The organism is Pseudomonas sp. WS 5411 (assembly GCF_012985595.1).
Lineage (GTDB): Bacteria > Pseudomonadota > Gammaproteobacteria > Pseudomonadales > Pseudomonadaceae > Aquipseudomonas > Aquipseudomonas shahriarae.
The window spans coordinates 336,781-359,047 of sequence record NZ_JAARMC010000001.1; the positions used below are offsets into that span (position 1 = coordinate 336,781).

Below are 22,267 nucleotides of genomic sequence, written 5' to 3' on the forward strand. Positions count from 1 at the left end.
GGACGATCACCATGCGCCTTTTCCGCGCCCCAAAGCGACTGATGGCGGTCGTGCTTACCGTCGGCCTTGCCGGCAATGCCCTGGCCGATGACGAGTGCCAGTTGACCCTCAGTGAATCCCTGCTGGATTTGGGCCTGATGAGCCGCCTTGCACAAAACGACAGCGCCCCCCAGCGCCTGCTCGGCGAACGCCGCCTGAGCCTGAACCTGAGCTGTCCGCAACCGGCGGATATGAGTGTGTTCTATCGGGCCCTGGCGGCGAATGCGCAATACCTGCAATTTACCGAACATGGACACTACGCCCTGCAAGTCAGCGATGGCGTGCTGGATGGCCAGGCAGTGGAGCTGGGGTTACTACCGGGCGCCGGCCAGCCTCCCGCCACCGTCGCCACAGCGTTGAACTGGCGTCCAGGCCATGGGGTGGTGCCGATGGTCCGCGGCACTCCGGTGCAAGGCCAGCACTTTTCCCTGCAAGTAAGCCTCAGTGCCTGGGCCGACGTGGCCGCGACCCACGTGCGCGATGCGACCACCTGGGAAGTGTCGGGCACCTTCGACGCCCCCCAAAGCGGACGCTACCGGGAACTGACCCTGCGCGCCCACTTCGCCCCCGTCGCTTGCACACCGCAGTTATCCAACGGCGGCCTGGTGGATTACGGCACCTTGCTGGCCAAGGACCTGAGCGCCACTGCAGAAACCCCGCTGCCCACCCGTACGTTGCAGTTTTCCGTGAATTGCGATGCCCCCGCACGCTTCGCCCTGGTGATGCACGACAACCGATTCGGCTCGGCCATCGGCGGCACCGATGAGACCGCCTACGGCCTGGGCGTGGATGCCAGTCACAACAAAATCGGTCGCTACTATCTGAACATCGACCCGGCGGACTTCAGCGCCGATAACCTGGGCACCCTCTATCGCACCGACTCCACCAGCAACGGCCAGGCCTGGAGCAGCGCCACCGCCCGGCAGATCCCGATCGCCGCCAATAGCCTGATGGGGTTTACCGACAGCATCGGCAGCACCCTGGGGCCGATTGCCGCTCAACACCTGGTCGGCACGGTGCGCATCAAGCCCTACCTGGCCCCCACCCAATCCATGGACCTGCGCAACGTGGTGCGTATCAACGGCTCCGGCACCCTGGAAATCATCTACCTCTGACCTCTGGAACCTTCTTTATGCACAAGCACTGCCTGGCTTTGCCCGCCCTGCTGTTACTGGTCTCGGCGCAACCTGCGCTGGCCGCCTCGACCGTGGACCTGAGCGTCAAAGGCCAGGTCACGCCGACAGCCTGTACCCCGCTGCTGTCCAGCGGCGGGATGATCGACTACGGCAAGATTTCCCAGCATGACCTGAACCTCGACAAGGGCACACGCCTGCCGATCAAGCAGTTGCAAGTCAGAATCGGCTGCAATGCCCCAGCGCGCTTTGCCCTGCGCATGCGCGACAATCGCAACGGTTCGGCCACGGTCAACAGCGAGATCTATTACGGGCTGGGGTTCGACAACAGTGGTAATCGCATCGGGCTGTACTCCATGACGTTTGATCCCAGAAAAACGCTGGTCGACAGTACTTCGCTGATCTACGGCACCGAGTCCACCACCGGCGGCCTGGCCTGGCGTACCGCCAACCTCAACACCATCGAGATTGGCGCCAACAGTTACCTGGGTTTCACCGAAACCAAAGACAGTGTCGCCGGACCGTCGGCGATTCAGGTTCTGATCAGCACGGTCAAAGTCGAGGCGGTGATCAATGCCCGGCAGAACCTGGACCTGAGCACCGATACCCCGCTGGATGGCTCGGCAACCCTGGAAGTGCTGTATCTCTAGAGTTTCTCGCTGGTGACCTGCACATACTGCGCACGTCCTGCGCCCAGCCCGGCGACGATTGCACCCAGGCCGATTACCGCGAAAATCCAGCCAATGGCCGTCCAGCCGCCGGTCCAGTCATGCACCAGGCCGACCGCGAACGGGCCAAGGGACGCCAGGGTGTAACCGATGCCCTGGGCCATGCTCGACAGGTTGGCGGCCACATGGGAATCGCGCGAGCGCAGCACGATCAAGGTCAGCGCCAGGCTGAACGTGCCACCCTGGCCCAGGCCCAACAGAATCGCCCAGCCCCACAGACCGTCCAACGGTGCATACAGGCACCCGAACAGGCCGCCGAGGGTCAGCAGCATTACCACCACAATGGCCTGGCGTTGATCCTTGCCACGGGTGGCCAGCCAGGGTGCGGCCAGGGAGCTGGCCAGTTGCACGATGATCGAGCCGGACAGGGCCAACCCGGCTTCAGTGGCACTCAGGCCACGGCCGATGAGGATCGACGGCAACCAGCCGAACACGATATAGGCCAGGGACGATTGCAGGCCCATGTACAACGTCACCTGCCAGGCTAGCGGGTCGCGCAGCAAGCCTTTGACCCGATACGCCACCTGGTGGGCGCCGTGTTTCTGCCCGACTTGCGGTAACCAGAACAGCGCCGCCAGCAGTGCCGGCAGCATCCAGAAGCCCAGGCCGATGTTCCAGCTGTCTGCGAAGTAATGACTCAACGGCACCGTGGCCCCTGCTGCCAACGCCGCGCCCAGGCACAGGGCCATGGTGTAGACCCCCGTCATGGCCCCGGCCTGCCTGGCGAAGTCACGCTTGACGATCCCCGGCAACAACACCCCGATAATGCCGATACTGGCCCCGGCCAACAGACTGCCGGCGAACAGCCCGACCTCACCGAACGAGCTGCGCAGAATGATCCCGGCGGCCAGGGTCAATAAAATCCCCAGCACCACCCGCTCGGCGCCAAACCGTCGGGCGAGGATCGGCGCCATGGGCGCAAACAGGCCCAGGCACAGCACCGGCAAGGTGGTCAGCAGGCCGGCCTGGGCCGCCGACAACCCCAGGCTGGCGGACACTTCACTGAGCAGCGGTGCCATGCTCGACAACGCCGGGCGCAGGTTCAACGCCACCAGGATCAGGCCCAGTAATAACAGCCACGGACGATGCACCTGCGGCGGACTGTGCTGGACCACCTCGTCGTCGGCCTCGGCGTCGATCAGCAATTCTTCAAGGGCATTTTCTGGGCGGGACATGGCGTTCTCGGGTTCAAGGTTCATTGATCAACTGCCGGGACAGGGCTTTGGCGCGCTCCGGGGCCTGCTGCTCCACGGCATTGAGCAGTTCGACATGCAGGTCGAACACTGCCTGGCGACGCGGCTTGATATTCAGGGTCTGGCGCAACTGGGCGCCGACGATGCTGGAAAAGTACTGGTACAGCTCGCTCAAGGCCGGGTTGTGGGCCGCGTCCACCAGGCGCTTGTGGAACACCAGGTCGCACTGGATGTAGTGCTCCAGGTCGCCGTGGTAGTGCTCGCCACTGGCCTGCAGCGCTTGGTGCAGGCGTTGCAGATCCTCAGGGGTGCGGCGCAAGGCCGCCAGGCCGACGGCCTCGACCTCAAGAATCTGCCGCGTCTCCTGCGCCTGCTCCAGGGTGCACTGGGACATGGCATTCATCACCCCCAACGGATCGGTCATGGAACGCAGGTAGCTACCGTCTCCCTGGCGAACCTCGATCAGCCCGGAGAACGCCAGCACCCGCATGGCTTCGCGCACGGTATTGCGGCTGATGCCCAGCTCGGCCGACAGCTCCGGCTCGGTGGGCAGGCGCTCGCCAATCGCCCATTTGCCTTGGGTGATGCGCTGGCGCAGTTGGTCCAGGGCCTGGTCGACCAGGGAGCGTTTGATCAGAGGGGCGATGTCCGGCATGGGTTTTGTACTTTCGTCCAATCATAGGATGAATTTTCGTACAGCCTATTCGGAGTTGCCTACAGAAGCAACGCACCAGGGTTTTCAGGCGGGCAAAGGAAGCGAATTTTCGATCAGTAAAATTACCCTTCAAGGGTAATTATTGGCCTCAGGTGTCTTATGGAAAAGTACACACCTCATTACGATTTGGCGGTGATAAAGGCGGATGTCAGGCGGCTTGGAAGGAACGCAAAACCATCAGTGTCCAGGGCATGGAGCGTCGGGTCGACACTCTTTCAGGCTGGGAATGCAAAGCCTGTGGCGACGGCTTTTGGGACCCCGATACCGATAGTGCGGATCGCTATGCAGAAGCGGGTGATGAGTTGGTTCTCGCCGCGCGAAAAATGATCGGCGCCGAGATAAAACGCATCCGCCGAGGGTGCTGATTTGTTCGGTGCCTTCACCTCTACCGTGAACAGCGACACTGAAGTACTCAACGCTTCCTAGCCGCAAAAAAAACCCGGCGCCAGGCCGGGTTGGTCTCAAACATCCATCAATGCAAAATCTGACTCAAGAACAACTTGGTCCGCTCATTCTGCGGGTTGTCGAAGAAGTCATTGGGCGCCGCCTGTTCCACGATCTCGCCCTTGTCCATAAAGATCACGCGGTTGGCCACGGTGCGCGCAAAGCCCATTTCGTGGGTCACGCACAACATGGTCATGCCGTCTTCGGCCAGGCCGATCATGGTGTCCAGCACCTCCTTGACCATCTCCGGGTCGAGGGCCGAGGTCGGCTCGTCGAACAGCATGATTTTCGGCTTCATGCACAGGGCACGGGCAATCGCCACGCGCTGTTGCTGGCCGCCCGACAATTGTCCCGGGAACTTGTGGGCCTGCTCCGGGATGCGCACGCGCTCCAGGTAGTGCATGGCGATTTCCTCGGCCTTGCGCTTGGGCATTTTGCGCACCCACATCGGCGCCAGCGTGCAGTTCTGCAGGATGGTCAGGTGCGGGAACAGGTTGAAGTGCTGGAACACCATGCCCACTTCCCGGCGCACGCTTTCGATCTGCTTGAGGTCATTGGTCAGTTCCACGCCATCGACCACGATGCGCCCCTGCTGGTGCTCTTCCAGGCGGTTGAGGCAGCGAATGGTGGTGGATTTGCCCGAGCCCGACGGGCCGCACAGCACGATGCGCTCGCCCTGCTTGACGTTGAGGTTGATGTCTTTCAACACATGGAACTGGCCGTACCACTTGTTGACGCCCTGCATCTGGATAATGCCTTCAGGGCTCACCGGCTGTTTGATTGCTTCGCTCATCAAAAAACTCCTAACGCTTGTGGCCAGTGTCGAGCTTGTGTTCCAAATGAATGGAATAGCGCGACATACCAAAACAGAAAATCCAGAACACCAGGGCCGCGAACACATAGCCTTCAGTGGCCATGCCCAGCCATTTCGGGTCGGCGGCGGCTTGCTTGACGCTGTTGAGCAGGTCGAACAAGCCGATGATGATCACCAGGCTGGTGTCCTTGAACAGCGCAATAAACGTGTTGACGATGCCGGGGATCACCAGCTTCAGGGCTTGCGGCAGGATCACCAGGCCCATGCTGCGCCAGTAGCCCAGGCCCATCGCGGCGGCCGCTTCGTACTGCCCCTTGGGAATCGCCTGCAAGCCACCGCGCACCACTTCAGCCACATAGGCCGACTGGAACAGGATCACGCCGATCAGGGCCCGCAGCAGCTTGTCGATGCCCATGCCTTCAGGCAGGAACAGCGGCAGCATCACCGACGACATGAACAGCACGGTAATCAACGGCACGCCGCGCCAGAACTCGATGAAGGTCACACACACCACACGAATCGCCGGCATGTTCGAGCGTCGCCCCAGCGCCAGCACAATCCCCAGGGGCAAGGCCCCGGCGATGCCAACGGTGGCGATGACCAGGGTCAGCATCAGGCCGCCCCATTGGCTGGTGGCGACGTTGGTCAGGCCGAAGATCCCGCCGTGCAGCAGGAAGTAGGCGATGATCGGGTACAGCACCAGAAAGCCCAGGCCATAGACCGCCTTGCGCTGAAACCGCGAGATGAACAGCGGTGCCACGCCAATCACGGCCAGCCACACGGTGAGGTCCACGCGCCAGCGCAGGTCGCCGGGGTAGTAGCCGTACATGAACTGCCCGAAGCGCTGTTGGATAAACACCCAGCAGGCGCCTTCCTTGGTGCAGTCGGCGCGGGTGGTGCCGACCCAGTTGGCGTCGAGGATCGCCCACTGCAGGATCGGTGGCACCACCAGGTACACCAGGTAGAACGCCAGCAAGGTCAGCAGGGTATTGAGCCAACTGGAAAACAGGTTGGCGCGCATCCATGCCATCGGGCCAAAGACTTTGTTCGGCGGCGGCATATCAGGTTTGAAAGTATGGGAAGTCATGCGGGTGTCCTCACCGTTCGATCAGCGCAATGCGCTTGTTGTACCCGTTCATCAGCAGGGAAATGCTGATGCTGATTGCCAGGTACACGCTCATGGTGATGGCAATGACCTCGATGGCCTGGCCGGTCTGGTTGAGCACCGTGCCGGCAAACAGCGAAACCATTTCCGGATAGCCGATACCGGCGGCCAGGGACGAGTTTTTCGCCAGGTTCAGGTATTGGCTGGTCAGCGGCGGGATGATCACCCGCAGGGCTTGCGGGATGATGACCTTGCGCAGCGTGGGCCCTGGGCGCAGGCCCAGGGAGCGCGCAGCTTCGGTCTGGCCGTGGCTGACCGACTTGATGCCCGAACGTACGATCTCGGCAATAAACGCTGCTGTGTAAACCGTGAGCGCCAGGGTCAGCGCCAGCAGCTCGGGGATCAGAACCCAGCCGCCGACGAAGTTGAAGCCCTTGAGTTCCGGCATTTGCCAATGCACGGGCGCACCAAACAGCAACGTGCACAACGCCGGGATCACCAGGAACAGCGCCAGGCCTGCCCAGAATTTATGGAACGGTACGCCGGTGGCTTCAAAGCGTTTATTGGCCCAACGGCTCATCAACACAATGGCGATGATCGCCACCACCACGCTGACGACAAACGGCCAGAACCCATCGGCCGCGACGGCCGCCGGCATGTTCAGGCCACGGCTGCTGACAAAGAAGGTGTCGCCGAAGTTATGGCTGTTGCGCGGCCCCGGCATGGTCAGGAACACCGCGAAATACCAGAACAGGATTTGCAGCAGCGGCGGAATATTGCGAAACACCTCCACATACACCGTCGCCAGTTTGCTGATGATCCAGTTCGGTGACAGCCGGGCCACGCCGATGATAAACCCGAGGATGGTGGCCAGGACCACACCGATCACGGTGACCAGCAAGGTGTTGAGCAGACCGATCACAAAGACCCGGGCATAGCTGTCCGATTCGGTGTAGTCGATCAAATGTTGAGCGATGCCGAAACCGGCGCTGCGCTCGAGGAAGTCGAAGCCGGAGGTAATGCCCCGGTGCTGAAGATTGGTTTGCGTGTTGTTGAACAGGTACCAGCCCAACGCGACCACCGCCACGATGGTGATGATCTGGAACAGCCACGCACGCACTTTTGGATCACTGAAGCTGAGCTTCTGTTTTGGTGCGCCGATTTGAGTTTGCATTAAGTGCCCCGCAAAAAATGGAACAGAACATCACCCGGCGGTTGGCCCACCGGGTGATAGAACCATCAGCGATCAGCGCACAGGAGGTGCGTATTGAATGCCACCGTTGTTCCACAGCGCGTTCAGGCCACGGTCGATTTCCAGCGGGGTGCTCTTGCCCAGGTTGCGCTCGAACACTTCACCGTAGTTACCGACCTGCTTGACGATCTGGACCACCCAATCCTTCTTCACTTTCAAGTCTTTGCCGTATTCGCCGTCAGCGCCCAGCAGACGAGCAACGTCCGGGTTCTTGGTGGCCTTGGCTTCAGCCTCGACGTTTTTCGAGGTGATACCGGCTTCTTCAGCGTTGAGCATGGCGTAGCCCACCCAGCGCACGATGGCCAGCCACTCGTCGTCGCCATTACGCACGACCGGGCCCAGGGGCTCCTTGGAAATGGTTTCCGGGAGGACCACGTAGTCTTTCGGCGCGGCCAGCTTGCTGCGCTGGGCGAACAGTTGCGACTTGTCGGAGGTCAGCACGTCGCAGCGCCCGGACTCCAGGGACTTGGCGCTTTCATCGGAGGTGTCGAAGGTGATCGGGGTGTACTTGAGGTTGTTGCCACGGAAGTAGTCGGAAACGTTCAGCTCGGTGGTGGTACCGGCCTGGATGCAGATGGTTGCACCGTCCAGTTCCTTGGCACTTTTCACGCCCAGCTTGTTGTTGACCAAAAAGCCGATGCCGTCGTAGTAGGTGATGAACCCCGGGAATTTCAGGCCCATGCCCGCATCGCGGGAGCTGGTCATGGTGGTATTGCGCGAGAGGATGTCGACTTCGCCAGACTGCAGCGCGGTGAAACGCTCCTTGGCATTCAATTGGCTGAACTTGACCTTGGTCGCGTCGCCGAACACCGCAGCGGCCACAGCGCGGCAGTAGTCAGCGTCAATCCCGAGGATCTTGCCGCTGGCATCCGGCACCGAGAAACCCGGCAGGCCGTCGCTGACGCCACATTGCACAAACCCTTTCTTCTGCACTGCATCCAGGGTGGCACCGGCCTGGGCCAGACCACTGATCCCCAATACGGTCGCCGCAGTCACGATGGCCAGGGTGGACTTCAATACCTTCATTCAAACCTCCAGTTGCTCTTGTTGTGTCGGAGCTCGAACCTCTGCGCACCCTTATGAGGCGATATCGACCCGTGTTGGCTTTTTTTGGGGTCAAGCAGCAAGAGGCTGTCGCTGTCATTGCAGCGGCTATCCCAGAGGCGGTAGTCACTGATAGTGTTACCGTCCCCGGATAGTTCTGACATCGACCTACACATAGCAAGCGCCGTACCAGAGTGTCAGCTGAGTCGTTTCAGCCCAGGATCAATCGCAAAACAGTCAACCATGCGACATCTTGTTAACTGAGCCGCCTTGCACGAACTGCCTTGTCGCATCTCTTCGGCGCGCACGCACATTTATGGAGCAAACATGACCGACCCCTTGATTCTTCAGCCCGCCAAGCCCGCAGACGCCTGCGTAATCTGGTTGCATGGCTTGGGTGCCGATCGCTACGACTTCTTGCCAGTGGCGGAGGCGTTGCAGGAAAGCTTGCTGTCCACGCGCTTTGTATTGCCCCAGGCACCGACCCGTGCGGTGAGCATCAATGGCGGCTACGAGATGCCAAGCTGGTACGACATATTGGCCATGACCCCGGCACGGGCCATCAGCCGTGAACAGCTGGATGAGTCGGCAAAAATGGTCATTGATTTGATCGACCAACAAAAAGCCAGCGGAATAGACGCCTCGCGCATTTTCCTTGCCGGCTTTTCCCAAGGCGGCGCGGTGGTCCTGCACGCCGCCTTTATGAAATGGCAGGGAGCCTTGGGTGGCGTGCTTGCCCTCTCCACTTATGCACCGACGTTCAGCGATGAACTGGAACTGTCCGCCAGCCAGCAGCGCATTCCGGCCCTGTGCCTGCACGGCCAGTACGATGAAGTGGTGCAGAACGCCATGGGCCGCAGCGCCTATGAGCATTTAAAGCAGCAGGGTGTCACCGTGACATGGCAAGAATACCCAATGGGTCACGAAGTGTTACCCGAAGAGATCCGCGATATCGGTCAATGGCTAAGCCAGCGCCTTGGCTAAAAAACCGCCATTGTGTAGCCGCGTGTCCAACGCACTACGCCGCGCCCGATTCTTGCATTACACTGGCCGGCGTACATTCCTTAACCAATTGATGAGATGACCGTGCTCAAAGCACTCAAGAAGATGTTCGGTAAAAGCGAGGCTGAACCACTCGCCCCTGTTCCCAGCGCCCCGGCCCAAACTTCCGGCAGCCGCAATGACGGTAAACAGCCTGGCCGAACCGCGCCCGTTGCCTCGCCAAAACCAGCGCCTGCCACGCCTGCCGCCCCGGCTCCAGCCGCCCAGCCCGTAGAAGAACCACCGCGCGTAGAAAAACCGCGCCGCGAACGTGCGCCAAAACCGGTGGTAAAGCCGTGGAAACTGGAAGACTTCGTGGTTGAGCCCCAAGAGGGCAAGACCCGCTTTCACGACTTCAAGCTGGCCCCGGAACTGATGCATGCCATCCAGGACCTGGGCTTTCCATACTGCACGCCGATCCAGGCCCAGGTACTAGGCTTCACCCTGGCCGGCAAAGACGCCATTGGCCGCGCCCAGACCGGTACCGGCAAGACCGCAGCGTTCCTGATCTCGATCATTACCCAGCTGCTGCAAACCCCGCCGCCCAAAGAGCGCTACATGGGCGAGCCACGGGCACTGATCATCGCCCCGACCCGGGAGCTGGTGGTGCAGATCGCCAAGGATGCCGCCGACCTGACCAAGTACACCGGCCTCAACGTCATGACGTTTGTGGGCGGCATGGACTTCGACAAACAGCTCAAGCACCTGGAAGCGCGGCACTGCGACATCCTGGTCGCCACCCCGGGCCGTTTGCTGGACTTCAACCAGCGTGGTGACGTGCACCTGGACATGGTTGAAGTGATGGTGCTGGACGAAGCCGACCGGATGCTCGACATGGGGTTTATCCCACAAGTGCGTCAGATCATTCGCCAGACCCCACCGAAAAACGAACGCCAGACCCTGCTGTTCTCCGCGACCTTCACCGAAGACGTGATGAACCTCGCCAAGCAGTGGACCACCGACCCGTCCATCGTCGAGATCGAGGCGCTGAACGTCGCCAGCGAAAACGTCGAACAGCATATCTATGCGGTGGCCGGTGCCGACAAATACAAGCTGCTCTACAACCTGGTCAACGACAACGGTTGGGAGCGGGTCATGGTATTTGCCAACCGCAAGGACGAAGTGCGGCGCATTGAAGAACGCCTGGTTCGCGACGGCGTCAATGCCGCGCAACTGTCCGGCGACGTGCCGCAGCACAAACGCATCAAGACCCTGGAAGGCTTTCGCGAAGGCAAGATCCGCGTGCTGGTGGCCACCGATGTGGCAGGCCGCGGGATTCATATCGACGGCATCAGCCACGTGATCAACTTCACCCTGCCGGAAGTGCCGGACGACTACGTACACCGTATCGGCCGTACCGGGCGTGCAGGCGCTGCCGGTGTGTCGATCAGCTTTGCCGGGGAAGACGACTCGTATCAATTGCCGTCGATCGAAACCTTGCTGGGCCGCAAGATCAGCTGCGAAACGCCGCCGACGCACTTGCTGCGTCCCGTAGAGCGTAAACGCCCTTAAGCTGGAATGCGGTAAAAGATGTGGGAGCGGGATTGCTCGCGAACGCAGTGAATCAGTCAATATGTCCAGAGACTGACACACCGCATTCGCGAGCAAGCCCGCTCCCACATTTGCTTTCAGCGCTTTCACATTCAAGGAGGAACACATGAACCAGGCCGACTACATCATCATCGGCGGCGGTATTGCCGGTGCCTCCGCCGGTTACTGGCTGTCCCGACACGCCCGCGTCATCGTGCTGGAGCGTGAGTCCATGCCGGGCTATCACTCCACTGGCCGCTCGGCCGCGCTGTATATCGCCGCCTACGGTACCCCGCAAGTGCGCGCCTTGACCCTGGGCAGCCGCGACTTCTTCGATCACCCGCCCGCTGGTTTCAGCGAGCATCCGTTGCTCACGCCCCGTGGCGAACTGCTGGTGGACCTGCTGGGCGATCCTGACGAACTGCAGCGCCAATACCTGAGTGCCAAGGCCCTGGTACCCGAGACGCAGCTGCTGAGTGCCGAGGAGGCGCTGCACAGGCTGCCGATCCTGCGCCCGGAAAAAGTCCACGGGGCGATCTACGACCCGACGGTCTGCGACATCGACACCGACGCGCTGTACCAAGGCTATCTACGTGGTATCCGGCGCAATGGCGGAGAAATCCACACCGACAATGAAGTGCAGAAACTGACCCGCGACGGCGAGGGCCAGTGGCACGTGCGCACTTCGCAACAACGCTTCAGCGCCCCGGTGATCCTCAATGCCGCCGGCGCCTGGGCCGACACCATTGGCGAGCTGGCCGGAGCGCGGAAGATCGGCCTGCAACCCAAGCGGCGCAGCGCCTTTATCTTCGCGCCCCCCGCCGAGGTGAATAGCCACACCTGGCCGGAACTGGCGGCCCTCGACGGCTCGTTCTACATGAAGCCCGACGCCGGCATGTTCCTCGGCTCACCGGCCAATGCCGACCCGGTGGCGCCCCACGACGTGCAACCCGAAGAGCTGGACATTGCCACGGGCATCTATCACATCGAACAAGCCACCACCCTGAGCATCCGCCGCCCGACCCGCACCTGGGCAGGGTTGCGCAGCTTTGTCAGCGATGGCGACCTGGTGTGCGGGTTCGATCCACAGGTCGAGGGTTTATTCTGGGTCGCGGCCCAGGGCGGTTATGGCATCCAGACCTCACCGGCGATGGGCCAGGCCAGTGCGGCATTGGTTCGCCACCTGGCGTTACCCGAGGCGTTGCAGCGTGCCGGCCTGACGGAGGCGATGTTATCGCCCCGGCGCCTGGGTTGATTGCAGGCACGGTACCCTGCTGGATCATCCTTGATACAACTGCGCAATGATGGGCTGGCGAATGCGCGACGCCTCGTCTCTGAATGCCTGGTAATAGCCTGCACTGCTGGCCGGCATATCCACCAGGCGACTGCCCGTGGCTTGCGGCTGGGGATGGGCCGAACCGGGAGCACCTGGCACGGGTTGGGCAGGATCGCCACCACCCGAGCCTGCCGATGTGGTTCTGGCCTCTACCGAGCGACCAAAGTTGGTACTTCTCAATACGAAACGGGTGACCCCGTAAATCTTGCTGAAGCTAGTGATTCCCTGTTTATCGGTGAACTTATAGCTCAAGCCCAGCATCCGCTTGCCAGCCGCCAGAAAGCTGGCCCCCAGTGGGGCGTCAAAAAAGCTGCTGTACTTGACAAAGTCCTTGGCCGTGCTGGCCTTGAGAGCCGCAGTGTAGGCCATACTTGCCGACGTGTAGGCCCCCGCAAAGCTAACTACCCATGACGCCACAGAGAACCCGAAAGATGCCCACCCCAGGTTTTGGATGTGGTGCGAACGGTCCCAACCCATCGCCCTGTCGACCTCAGCGATACTCAAGGCTGCGACACTAAGCGTTCCCCCAACCACCCCCAACGATGCAGCCCCCAGCAGCGCCGCCTTGGAAGCAACAACCATCCCCGCCGCAGATGCCGCCGCCGTTCCAGCTGCCGCCGCATATGCCGCTACCGCGGTAACAAATCCGGGAGCCGCAAAACCTACCGTCACTATCGACAACACCAGCGCAACTCCGGTCAATACCCACTTCAACCAGTTCGGCAACAACCCGCTGGGGTCCATTAGGTTGACCGGATTACCAGCACAGTAGGCATAGCTGTTGATCCCCCCCTCGTCAAAAGGGCTCAGCGGATCAGGCTGCAAGAACATCATCAGGTGAGGATCGTAGACCCGTTGACCGTTGCCGAGAAAGTAGAGGTTGATCGCCGCATCCAGCCGTTGACCATTCAACGCCGGCAGTTGCAGATCAGCCATGCTACGGACCTTGCCGTCATCCAGCGGGATTTTCGTATCGCCGTAGGGCGTGTAGTGTCGCCGCACATGGGCCTGGCCTGGGGCCGATACGCCGCGCACGCTACCGCTGGCATCGTTCATATGCAGTTGCAGCCCGTCGACGCCCCCGCTGCGTGCCATCACCTCATCCCCGCCGTCGGCGTAGCGGATCTTTTTATTGCCTTCAACCAGAGTCTCCAGCCGGTCGCCGGCGTATGCCAGCATCACCGGCGGCTCACTGCCCCGGGACGCCAGTACCTGACGGGCCTCGGCATCGTATTGGTAGCTGTACTTGAGGGGACCGGCCTGCACTGTGGTCAACTGCTCAAAACCATTGTAGGTATAGGCCTGGCCCGCCGGGTGTGCCTGCAAGTTGCCCGCCGCGTCATACGTCAGGGTGACATCCTGCGCCGGGCGTGTGTGGGTCAGCCGGGTCAGTTGAGTGGGATCGGCACCGGTAAAATAACGCTCGCAGGTGTCTTGCGTGCTGTCGGCAAACGTCGTGACAACCCGAGTAATGTTATTGAGGCTGTCAAAGCTGAAATCCTGCCCGACAATGCCACGCCCCAGATGATCCTTGGGGTGTTCGGGCCCCGTGCAGCGATAGGTCTTGAGCCGCAGAAAGGCATCGTAGGTGAAGGTTTCGCCGATCACCAGGCGTGAGCCGGCGTCCTTGAGTTCCCGTGTCGCCAACATACTGTTGAGGTGATACGTGCTGGTCATGACCTGGAACAGCGCACCGTTCTGCTCGAAGCGGCGCTCGGCTTCCCGACCCAGCGAGTCATAGGACAGCTTGGTAACGACTCGCGTGCTTTCATAGGCGGTGCTCAGGACATGCGGCCGGCCCAATGTATCGTAGGTTTGCTCAATGACTATGGCGCCAGTGGTCATCTTGGAGAACCGCCCGAACACATCGTACTCAAGCTGGCTGGACTGGCCGTCGGCGGAAGTTTGCTGCAGCAGGCGCCCGCCAGGGGAATAGCCATACTGCGAGGTCAGGACGTTGCCGTTGGCGGTTTGGATATCCTTTTCAGGACGGCCGTTGGCATCCATAACGAACTCATGGATCAAGCCATTGGTCTCGGAACGTGTCATAGCACCGGTAACCGGGTCATGCCGGTAGGTGCTCGCCGGATGGCCCGACATCTCAATCCGAGTCGGCACATCCAACTCTGTGTCATAAGTCAGGGTCTGGCGAACCCCACGGGAGGAAACCATGGTGAACGGTTCCATCTCTCCGGCCTTGTACTCCCAGGTCGTGGCCTGCCCCAATGCCCCACGCGTCTGGCTGGTCATTCTGCCGAGGCTATCGTAGGTACGGGCCCCCAGCCGCTTGTTGTCGACCGTAAAAGCACTGGCCAATTCACTGCTGGTGCCGGGGGCGTAATCCGTTTTACGCAGCCGATGAGGAGTGCCATCTATTGGTTTTTGAAGGGTCGTCAGCACCCGGTCGAACACGTCATAGGTCAGCTCAGTGGACGTTTTATTGACATCCACTGCCGTCACGCAGCGCCCCAGGCCATCGTAGGTATACGACGCCAGCTCCACTTTATTATTGTTGGCATCCAGGCGCTCCACCTTCATTGGCTGGTTATGCGTATTGAAATAGGTCAACAGCCGTTCACCGCCAACCACGCCCTCCTCGGTAAGATTGAGCCGCGGGTCATACTCGTTGATGACAACACGGCCATCGGCGTGGGTGACGCGGCTGGCGTTGCCCCACTTACTGTAGGAGTGGACGCTGCGCAACGAGCGTTGCCCGTTGGTCACGTAGTCGCTCTTGACCACTTCCACAGTTTGCCCAAGCGCGTCATAACGCCAAGTGCAGGCGACTCGCTCCTGGCTCGAGCCGATCAATTGTGCTTCGGACACCTGGCGTCCGGCACCGTCGTAGTAGGTAATCGTCTTGTTACCTTGCGCGTCCGCGGTAATCAGATGGGCACGCTTATTCTCTTCGGCAAAATGGTAAGCGTATTGCCGGGTCGCTTTCTGCGGCGCTCCAAGAGCTACGGTTTCTGCGGTCAGCCGGCCATTGACGTCGTACGCCAGGCCCATCGTGCTGCCGCCATCTCGCGTTAACGACAACAGGCGTCGACTGACCATCGAAAGCGTGCGTTTTGCCTCAAGCCATTGATTTCCTTGTTCTTCGCGCCCTTTCAACCGTCGGGTTTCGATCAGGTTATCGCCTTCAATGACGTAACTGAAATCACTGGTCAACAGCTGCCCGCCGACCGTACTGGTGCTGCTCTTCAACCGGCCAGCCAGCGCCACAGGGGTTTCGTAGTAAGTCTGCTGCATCACTAGCACACCAGCCTGGCTGCTCGATTGCTGTAGCACAAAATAACTACTGCCCGTCTGGGGGACGCGCGTATGGGTATATTCCGTGAGTCGCGCGGTAGGCGTGCCTCCTACAGGTACGAGTCGCTCTTGTTTGAGGTAGCGCTGGAACAATTTGTGGGGGTCCGCCGGGCATTTGCCGCTTTCGCCGGCAATCGGGTAATAACTGTATTCGGTGCGAATGCCAGAGGGTTCGGTGCGGCTGAGTTCGTTGCCATAATCATCGGTTTCGATCTGCTGGATCTCTTCCCTCGAGGTGCCACCAGCTACGAGTTCATAGCGATTGGTAACGGTTTTGGGCAGTTGGAAGTTCGCGGGCTGGCTGGGAAATAGACCGGGGAGCGTGTTATAGGTGATATTTACTTTACTGCGCGTTCCCTCGCGTAGGACCTGCTTTTCGGTCAACAGGTGAAACTTATTGTAGGTGGTACGAGTGACGCTCAAGACCGTATTGTTATTGGCCGCGTCAATGCTTTTCTCCTCAGTCCAATAGTCATAGGCGCCGCTAATCAGATACAGGTTGTCCTCACCCTCTTTGAAACCACCCGCATAAGGGAACCCCGTGAAGTTCTGCCCTGGACTGTAATCATAAGTCCGGATCATTGGAGGTTGATTGGCACCTGGAGTCTGCGTCCAACTGGACACACGGGGGATGAATTGGTTGTTGCCATATTGATGACCGTTTTCGGTATAGTTGATCTGCTCAGTTCCGCCCATCGGCGTTTGCACCCGCTCAATCGCAACCAAGCCATTACGAAACGGCGTCCTGTATACAAACGTATAGGCAGCAACCCCCGGCGCACCACTACGATCGTAAGGCGCAGTGACACCTGTAAGGCGATCATTGATCTGTGTAAATCGCGTACGCGCATAACGCCCCCCCTCGACACGTCTATCAGCCGTTTGCAGGCGCCCACTCGCGTAGGTCAGTAGCAGCAACTCTTCCTGTTTGTGATTGAGGATACGCTCAAGAGAACCACCTGGGGCATAGCCGAATCTGAAGACCTCACCATTTTCAAATCTTATGGAAGTAATTCGATAAGGGAGCGTACTACTGGTACGCTCCAAAACTTCAATCGTGCCATCCCGATAAATCACATGCAGCGTGGTTTCATTCGTTCGCCTTACCACTAGATCTTTAAGTTTTCGATCCTTGAAAACCATCGTTCCGCCAACAGAAGGCATACCTTGCGTCTTAAATCGCTCGCCGCTAATCAACGTGAGTTGCGCACTGGAAAGGTCAAATTCCGTATTACTCAGGCGCCACCCCAACCCATAAGGTACACGGCCAGGCTCAAACATTGAAAATAACAAAACAATACTGCGACTGACCTCGAGAGGCCCCTCAGGAGATAATTGAGCCAAATTGATTTGGGCACCATACTGACCTGTTCGTGGATCGACGGAACCGTTCAAGTACGAGGAAAAATTAAATGCGTTGGAATAGACATTCATGGTAAGCACCTGTTCTGAAGACGAGACGCACAAATCTAATCAGCTCTCATAATCCAACAACTCAATATTTTGCCTACTTCCACGCATAGTATATACATGCATGCAGCCATAATTATCGACTAGTCGCCAAGGTGTGTTGCCCTCCCCTTCAAACATGGGGAGCTCAATGGAAACCCATAACGCACGCATAATCGTATTTACTCGATCAAATCTCAGAATATGATAATTATCTGACAAGTTTTCATGTATCTCATCAAGAGAGGGGCTTGACCCAGGCTTATCGTGGCCCACTACAACTCCGCCTTTTCTATCAACTCCACCGGACCCATTAACAAAAGACGTCTGAAAGTAACGCCCCTCCCAAGGGACCCACATGGGTGCGTCTAACCCCATTTGGGAGATAAACCTCACCCCAGGCGGGGGCAACCAATACCAAACATCAATATCGGTCTTCGTATTGTGATTCCAATAAGCGTGATCCACAGTAAGTATAAGATCACGAACTCTCACTCGATAAGGCTGCCGAGGCGAGATATTCACCCAAGCATTAAACTTTGAATCCCCTTCGTTAAAATTCGTGGTATAAACTTTACCATCTATAATTATCTTAGCCATAAGCCTCCGACTCTCCATTGAAGCGCCGGTTTCCAAACGCATAAATCGCTCAACTATCTCTATAGTATCCAGCGCCCCACTCTTTTGTTGCGTAGTGTTCTCCCCAATTCCGCCCCCCTCTGCGTCTTGTATCTCTCGAATCCAAAGTCCGGTATCATATATATTTTTCACGGTATCGCAGGACCACCCCCCCGGTAGAGGCTGGTTCACATTTGGAGAATATAATGTGACCGCTACACTGGCTTTTTCATCCTCCCGCAGGAGCGTGCTCTCCCAATTACCATTAATCCCTTCCTGCACCATAGTGACTTCAATAAGAACTTTGCACTGATGCCGGCCATTGGCATACAGCGCGTCAGTAGAATCCTGACCATTAGCAAGGACGATGTGGAAGTGCTGAGGTCGCCTTGCTAACTTAACGGGCTCCACCGTCAGACGATTGCCACTTTCATAGGGAACTATTTTAAATACATGAAGATTCCCATAGTTATCCCGCAACCGCCACTTGCTATTCAAAACCTCATGCGGAAGGTCCGGAATCTGTGTAGTAAGTTTAACCGCGCACATAACACGATTACTTATCCGATGAATCACTGGATCCTCACCTGGATTTACAACTGGAAGATACTGGTGAACCATACTCAACCGTAAAGTACTGCTCGAAGACCCAGAGAAAACTCCTCCTTTATAATTACCCGAAAGTCCATAAGACGTCTGAAAGGAGGTCCCTTCATTTGGCACCTCCACTGACTCATTCAACCCATAATTATGAACAAACCACAAACCATTAACACCTTCCCAATAGTACATATCAATATCAAGAAGCCCTGCAATATTTAAAGCATCATAATCAACAATCAAATCAAGCTCTGTAGAAAGCAATACTGGGGGCACCGTGGGCTTGATAAATACCGACGACTTAAAATCAGTCGGATATTCGGAATAGCTGTTAGTAACCGTCTCTCCGTCCAACACAATAGTCGCCATGAACTGTACAGCCTTGAGAGAGACATTTTCCTCAACGCGCATATAACGCCTGACAATCTCTACCCCCGCGTCAACAACCGTATTGTTTGGCAGACTCTCGCCGAGTTCTTCCCCAGTACGATTCCAGAGTCCTGGATCATATTCGTTCTTCTGCGTATCGCAACTCCACCCGCTGCCTACACTGGCATTATCCGCGATAGAAACAGGTACGATTTTTACACTCGCTCGCTCACTATCGGTTAAGGAGGCTTGACTCCAGACACCTTTTTTCCCCAAAACCTGCTTTAAAACCTCAACTACAACTTCAACTTGATGATGCCCATTGGCATAAAGTGCATCCGTATAGTCAGTGCCATCAGCAAACCTGACCTTAAAATGCACAAGCCGCATATTATGTGATTGCCTGATCATCTCGTTCTCCAAAAACCACATCCATCGCCGTAGCGCGAACTTTCTCGAAACCAAATTCGAGCTGAAATTCCACGAACTTAGATATCGAACACTTAGGGAGATTAGAGACCAGGAAAAAAGAGAAAGTAACTGTTAAAAATGACAGTTAATTAGCTGAAATAGAAATAACTTAATGAACCTTTATAACTATAAACCACAGCCATGACTGCGTGTTCTTGCAAGCGCCACCCAATGATAAACAATCAGGCTTTCCAGCGACCCGCCGCCGCATGATCACTCTCTCGCCCCTCAACCCACCGCGCCCCCTCACTGGTGTTCTCCTTCTTCCAGAACGGCGCCCGGGTCTTGAGGTAGTCCATCACAAACGCACAGGCATCAAACGCCGCCTGGCGGTGGGCACTGGCGGCCGCGACGAACACGATGGGTTCGCCGGGCTCCAGGGCGCCGATGCGGTGCAGCACTTCGAGCTTGAGCAGCGGCCAGCGCTGCTCGGCTTCGACGGCGATCTTGGCCAGGGCTTTTTCGGTCATGCCGGGGTAGTGTTCAAGGAACATCCCCGCCACATCGAGGCCATCGTTGAAATCGCGTACATAGCCGACAAAGCTCACCACCGCACCCACACCCACGTTGGCCGCGTGCATGGCGTTGACTTCGGCGCCGGGGTCAAAGGGCTGGGCTTGCACACGAATGGCCATGGTCAGCCTCCGGTCACGGGCGGGAAGAAGGCGACTTCGTCACCGGCCTGCAAAGGCTCGTCGAGGGAGCACAGTTCCTGGTTGCGCGCACACATCAGGCTGGTCTCGTTGAGCACCTCGAAGCCCGCATCAGCCGCCAGTGCCAGGCGCACGGCATCGACCGTAGCGAAGTCGCCTTCGACCTCCAGGGAGTCCAGGCCTATCGCCTCGCTGTAGCGTGCAAAAAACAGTACGTTGATGCTCATGCCTGGTCCGCCTTGAAATGCCCGCTTTTGCCGCCGAGCTTTTCCAGCAGGCGGATGTTCTCGATGGTCATGCCACGGTCCACCGCCTTGCACATGTCGTAGATCGTCAACGCGGCAACACTGGCGGCAGTCAGTGCTTCCATTTCCACGCCGGTCTGCCCGGACAGCTTGCAGCGGGCGATGATGTGCACGGTATTTTCCCCTTCGGCTGCCAGCTCAACCTTGACGCCCGTCAACATCAGCGGATGGCACAGGGGGATCAGGTCGCTGGTCTTTTTCGCCGCCTGGATCCCGGCGATGCGCGCCACGGCGAACACGTCGCCCTTGGGATGGGCGCCGTCGACAATCATTTGCAGGGTCTGGGGCAGCATGCGCACCCGCGCCTCGGCCACGGCTTCGCGGAACGTCACGGTTTTATCGGTGACGTCGACCATATGGGCACGGCCCTGGGAATCGAGATGAGTCAGCACGGGGATACTCCTGATCAGAAGCCCCGATTGTAAACCCAACGCAGATCAAAAGGTGGGAGCAGGCTTGCCTGCGATAGCGCAGTGTCAGTCACCAACGCCATCGCGGGTAAGCCCGGCTCCCACAGGAATTGAGGTGAACCGGGCGATGGAGGTATCGCCCGGTTTCGGATTACAGGTGGGATTCGGCGTATTCGGCCAGAATCGAGCGAGGGACACCCTGCAAGGCGATGTGCACGCCGTTCGGGAAATCCTTGAAGCGTTCCGTCAGGTAGGTCAGCCCGGAGCTGGTCGCGGACAGGTAGGGAGTGTCGATCTGTGCCAGGTTGCCCAGGCACACCACTTTGGAACCGGCGCCGGCACGGGTGATGATGGTTTTCATCTGGTGCGGCGTGAGGTTCTGGCATTCGTCAATCAGAATCAGGCTCTGCTGGAAGCTGCGACCTCGAATGTAGTTGAGGGATTTGAACTGCAACGGCACTTTGCTGAGGATGTAGTCGACGCTGCCATGGGTGTTTTCGTCATCCATGTGCAAGGCTTCGAGGTTGTCGGTGATCGCCCCCAGCCACGGCTCCATTTTTTCCGCCTCGGTGCCGGGCAAAAAGCCGATTTCCTGGTCCAGGCCCTGCACGCTACGGGTGGCGATGATGCGCCGATAACGCTTGGTGACCATGGTCTGCTCGATGGCAGCCGCCAGGGCGAGGATGGTCTTGCCCGACCCCGCCGCGCCGGTCAGGTTGACCAGGTGAATGTCCGGGTCGAGCAGCGCGTACAGCGCCAGGCTCTGGTAGATATCACGCGGTTTCAGGCCCCAGGCTTCCTGGTGCAACAGGGGCTCCTGATGCAGATCGAGGATCAACAGCTTGTCGACCTGAATCTCTTTGATCCAGCCCACGAAGCCCTGTTCGTCGATGATGAATTCATTGATATGCACCGCCGGCAGGTTGTCGGTCAGTTGCACCTGGTGCCAGGTGCGGCCATGGTCCTGGCGGGTCTCGACCTTGCTCACGCGGTCCCAGAACGAGCCGGTCATGGTGTGATAACCACGGGACAGCATCGACACATCGTCGACCAGTTGATCGGTACTGTAGTCCTCGGCAGCGATCCCACACGCTCGTGCCTTGAGGCGCATGTTGATGTCTTTGGTCACCAGCACTAGGCGCAGGTCCTTGTCGCGCGCGTGCAGGTCGATCAGTTGGTTGATGATCTTGTTGTCGTTGAGGTTTTCCGGCAGCAGGCTGTTGGGCTCGCTGCGCTTGCTCATCAGGATCGACAGCAAGCCCTTGGGCCCGCTCTTGCCACGCTGGATCGGGACGCCGACTTCCACATCATCGGGCGAGGCCTCGCCCAGGGTCTTGTCAATCAGGCGGATCGCCTGGCGGCATTCGGCGGCAACGCTGTGGTGCCCGCTTTTGAGTTTATCGAGCTCTTCAAGCACGATCATCGGGATGGCGACGTGGTGTTCTTCGAAATTGAGCAACGCGTTTGGATCGTGAATCAATACATTGGTATCAAGCACATAAAGGATTGGCTGGTCGGAAGAAGGGTTACGTCCATGATCATCCATACTCGGTCACCTTTGTGGGAGCCAGTCGACGCAATACCACAACAGTGCTGCGCCTCGATTCGAGCGCCGAATACACCGCAAAGGGAGTCTGGGAAGACGCCACCTGTGGTGCAGGTTTCGGCGATCTGACTTCGTAATACCGCAAAACCCATGACAGGAA

At 58.6% G+C, this 22,267-nt stretch carries 18 protein-coding genes and 1 pseudogene; 7 read left to right on the forward strand and 12 right to left on the reverse strand.

Annotated elements, in window-relative coordinates:
* The first annotated feature begins 11 nt into the window (after positions 1 to 11).
* On the forward strand, positions 12 to 1,154 hold the full coding sequence (locus HBR93_RS01530) for a DUF1120 domain-containing protein (protein ID WP_169959724.1): 1,143 nt from the start codon (positions 12 to 14) through the stop codon (positions 1,152 to 1,154).
* Between the two features lie 17 nt (positions 1,155 to 1,171).
* Positions 1,172 to 1,822: a DUF1120 domain-containing protein gene (locus tag HBR93_RS01535; RefSeq protein WP_169959725.1), complete on the forward strand. Its 651-nt coding sequence runs from the start codon at positions 1,172 to 1,174 to the stop codon at positions 1,820 to 1,822.
* Here the strand turns inward: HBR93_RS01535 and HBR93_RS01540 are convergent.
* Together HBR93_RS01540 and HBR93_RS01545 are read right to left on the reverse strand one after the other, a co-directional pair.
* Positions 1,819 to 3,099, reverse strand: coding sequence for a CynX/NimT family MFS transporter (locus tag HBR93_RS01540; protein ID WP_169959726.1), 1,281 nt, complete (start codon positions 3,097 to 3,099; stop codon positions 1,819 to 1,821). The two genes, HBR93_RS01535 and HBR93_RS01540, sit on opposite strands and share 4 nt — an antisense overlap.
* A complete protein-coding gene (locus HBR93_RS01545; RefSeq protein ID WP_057958539.1) occupies positions 3,089 to 3,748 on the reverse strand; it encodes a FadR/GntR family transcriptional regulator in 660 nt (219 codons plus the stop codon). Before HBR93_RS01545 ends, HBR93_RS01540 begins: the two co-directional genes overlap by 11 nt.
* Before the next feature lie 159 nt (positions 3,749 to 3,907).
* On the opposite strand from HBR93_RS01545, the pseudogene HBR93_RS26860 reads away from it, so the two are divergent.
* Together HBR93_RS26860 and HBR93_RS01550 are read left to right on the forward strand one after the other, a co-directional pair.
* A pseudogene (locus HBR93_RS26860) lies at positions 3,908 to 3,979 on the forward strand (type II toxin-antitoxin system MqsR family toxin); the annotation flags it as partial.
* A gap of 20 nt (positions 3,980 to 3,999) precedes the next feature.
* The gene (locus HBR93_RS01550; RefSeq protein ID WP_169959846.1) at positions 4,000 to 4,173 is read left to right on the forward strand and encodes a YgiT-type zinc finger protein; all 174 of its coding nucleotides are present in this window, start codon (positions 4,000 to 4,002) and stop codon (positions 4,171 to 4,173) included.
* A 107-nt stretch (positions 4,174 to 4,280) separates the two neighbouring features.
* On the opposite strand, the gene HBR93_RS01555 is transcribed toward HBR93_RS01550, so the two are convergent.
* From HBR93_RS01555 to HBR93_RS01570, 4 genes are all read right to left on the reverse strand, one after another.
* Positions 4,281 to 5,045: an amino acid ABC transporter ATP-binding protein gene (locus tag HBR93_RS01555; protein ID WP_045062117.1), complete on the reverse strand. Its 765-nt coding sequence runs from the start codon at positions 5,043 to 5,045 to the stop codon at positions 4,281 to 4,283.
* A gap of 10 nt (positions 5,046 to 5,055) precedes the next feature.
* Complete coding sequence (locus tag HBR93_RS01560) at positions 5,056 to 6,153, reverse strand: amino acid ABC transporter permease (RefSeq protein WP_115128940.1); 1,098 nt, start codon at positions 6,151 to 6,153, stop codon at positions 5,056 to 5,058.
* A gap of 10 nt (positions 6,154 to 6,163) precedes the next feature.
* Entirely contained in the window at positions 6,164 to 7,345 is a 1,182-nt protein-coding gene (locus HBR93_RS01565; RefSeq protein WP_115128941.1) for an amino acid ABC transporter permease, read from the reverse strand.
* Between the two features lie 72 nt (positions 7,346 to 7,417).
* Positions 7,418 to 8,449: an amino acid ABC transporter substrate-binding protein gene (locus HBR93_RS01570; RefSeq protein ID WP_057438245.1), complete on the reverse strand. Its 1,032-nt coding sequence runs from the start codon at positions 8,447 to 8,449 to the stop codon at positions 7,418 to 7,420.
* Between the two features lie 345 nt (positions 8,450 to 8,794).
* Here HBR93_RS01570 and HBR93_RS01575 point away from each other — a divergent pair, with 345 nt between their 5' ends.
* The 3 genes from HBR93_RS01575 to HBR93_RS01585 all read left to right on the forward strand — a co-directional run bounded on the left by HBR93_RS01575 (position 8,795) and on the right by HBR93_RS01585 (position 12,293).
* On the forward strand, positions 8,795 to 9,451 hold the full coding sequence (locus HBR93_RS01575) for an alpha/beta fold hydrolase (protein ID WP_169959727.1): 657 nt from the start codon (positions 8,795 to 8,797) through the stop codon (positions 9,449 to 9,451).
* A gap of 96 nt (positions 9,452 to 9,547) precedes the next feature.
* On the forward strand, positions 9,548 to 11,020 hold the full coding sequence (gene rhlB / locus HBR93_RS01580; RefSeq protein WP_115128943.1) for an ATP-dependent RNA helicase RhlB: 1,473 nt from the start codon (positions 9,548 to 9,550) through the stop codon (positions 11,018 to 11,020).
* Between the two features lie 145 nt (positions 11,021 to 11,165).
* On the forward strand, positions 11,166 to 12,293 hold the full coding sequence (locus HBR93_RS01585) for an FAD-binding oxidoreductase (RefSeq protein WP_057958534.1): 1,128 nt from the start codon (positions 11,166 to 11,168) through the stop codon (positions 12,291 to 12,293).
* A gap of 24 nt (positions 12,294 to 12,317) precedes the next feature.
* On the opposite strand, the gene HBR93_RS01590 is transcribed toward HBR93_RS01585, so the two are convergent.
* The 6 genes from HBR93_RS01590 to HBR93_RS01615 all read right to left on the reverse strand — a co-directional run bounded on the left by HBR93_RS01590 (position 12,318) and on the right by HBR93_RS01615 (position 22,107).
* Positions 12,318 to 17,120, reverse strand: coding sequence for an RHS repeat-associated core domain-containing protein (locus HBR93_RS01590; RefSeq protein ID WP_169959728.1), 4,803 nt, complete (start codon positions 17,118 to 17,120; stop codon positions 12,318 to 12,320).
* A 39-nt stretch (positions 17,121 to 17,159) separates the two neighbouring features.
* Positions 17,160 to 19,145, reverse strand: a complete 1,986-nt coding sequence (locus tag HBR93_RS01595; RefSeq protein WP_169959729.1) for a hypothetical protein — start codon at positions 19,143 to 19,145, stop codon at positions 17,160 to 17,162.
* Positions 19,146 to 19,375: 230 nt separating this feature from the next.
* The gene (moaE, locus tag HBR93_RS01600) at positions 19,376 to 19,828 is read right to left on the reverse strand and encodes a molybdopterin synthase catalytic subunit MoaE (RefSeq protein WP_057958531.1); all 453 of its coding nucleotides are present in this window, start codon (positions 19,826 to 19,828) and stop codon (positions 19,376 to 19,378) included.
* A 2-nt stretch (positions 19,829 to 19,830) separates the two neighbouring features.
* A complete protein-coding gene (gene moaD, locus HBR93_RS01605; RefSeq protein WP_115128946.1) occupies positions 19,831 to 20,073 on the reverse strand; it encodes a molybdopterin converting factor subunit 1 in 243 nt (80 codons plus the stop codon).
* Positions 20,070 to 20,543, reverse strand: coding sequence for a cyclic pyranopterin monophosphate synthase MoaC (gene moaC, locus HBR93_RS01610; RefSeq protein ID WP_057438233.1), 474 nt, complete (start codon positions 20,541 to 20,543; stop codon positions 20,070 to 20,072). Before moaC ends, moaD begins: the two co-directional genes overlap by 4 nt.
* Positions 20,544 to 20,712: 169 nt before the next feature.
* The gene (locus HBR93_RS01615; RefSeq protein ID WP_057438231.1) at positions 20,713 to 22,107 is read right to left on the reverse strand and encodes a PhoH family protein; all 1,395 of its coding nucleotides are present in this window, start codon (positions 22,105 to 22,107) and stop codon (positions 20,713 to 20,715) included.
* Between the last annotated feature and the right edge of the window lie 160 nt (positions 22,108 to 22,267).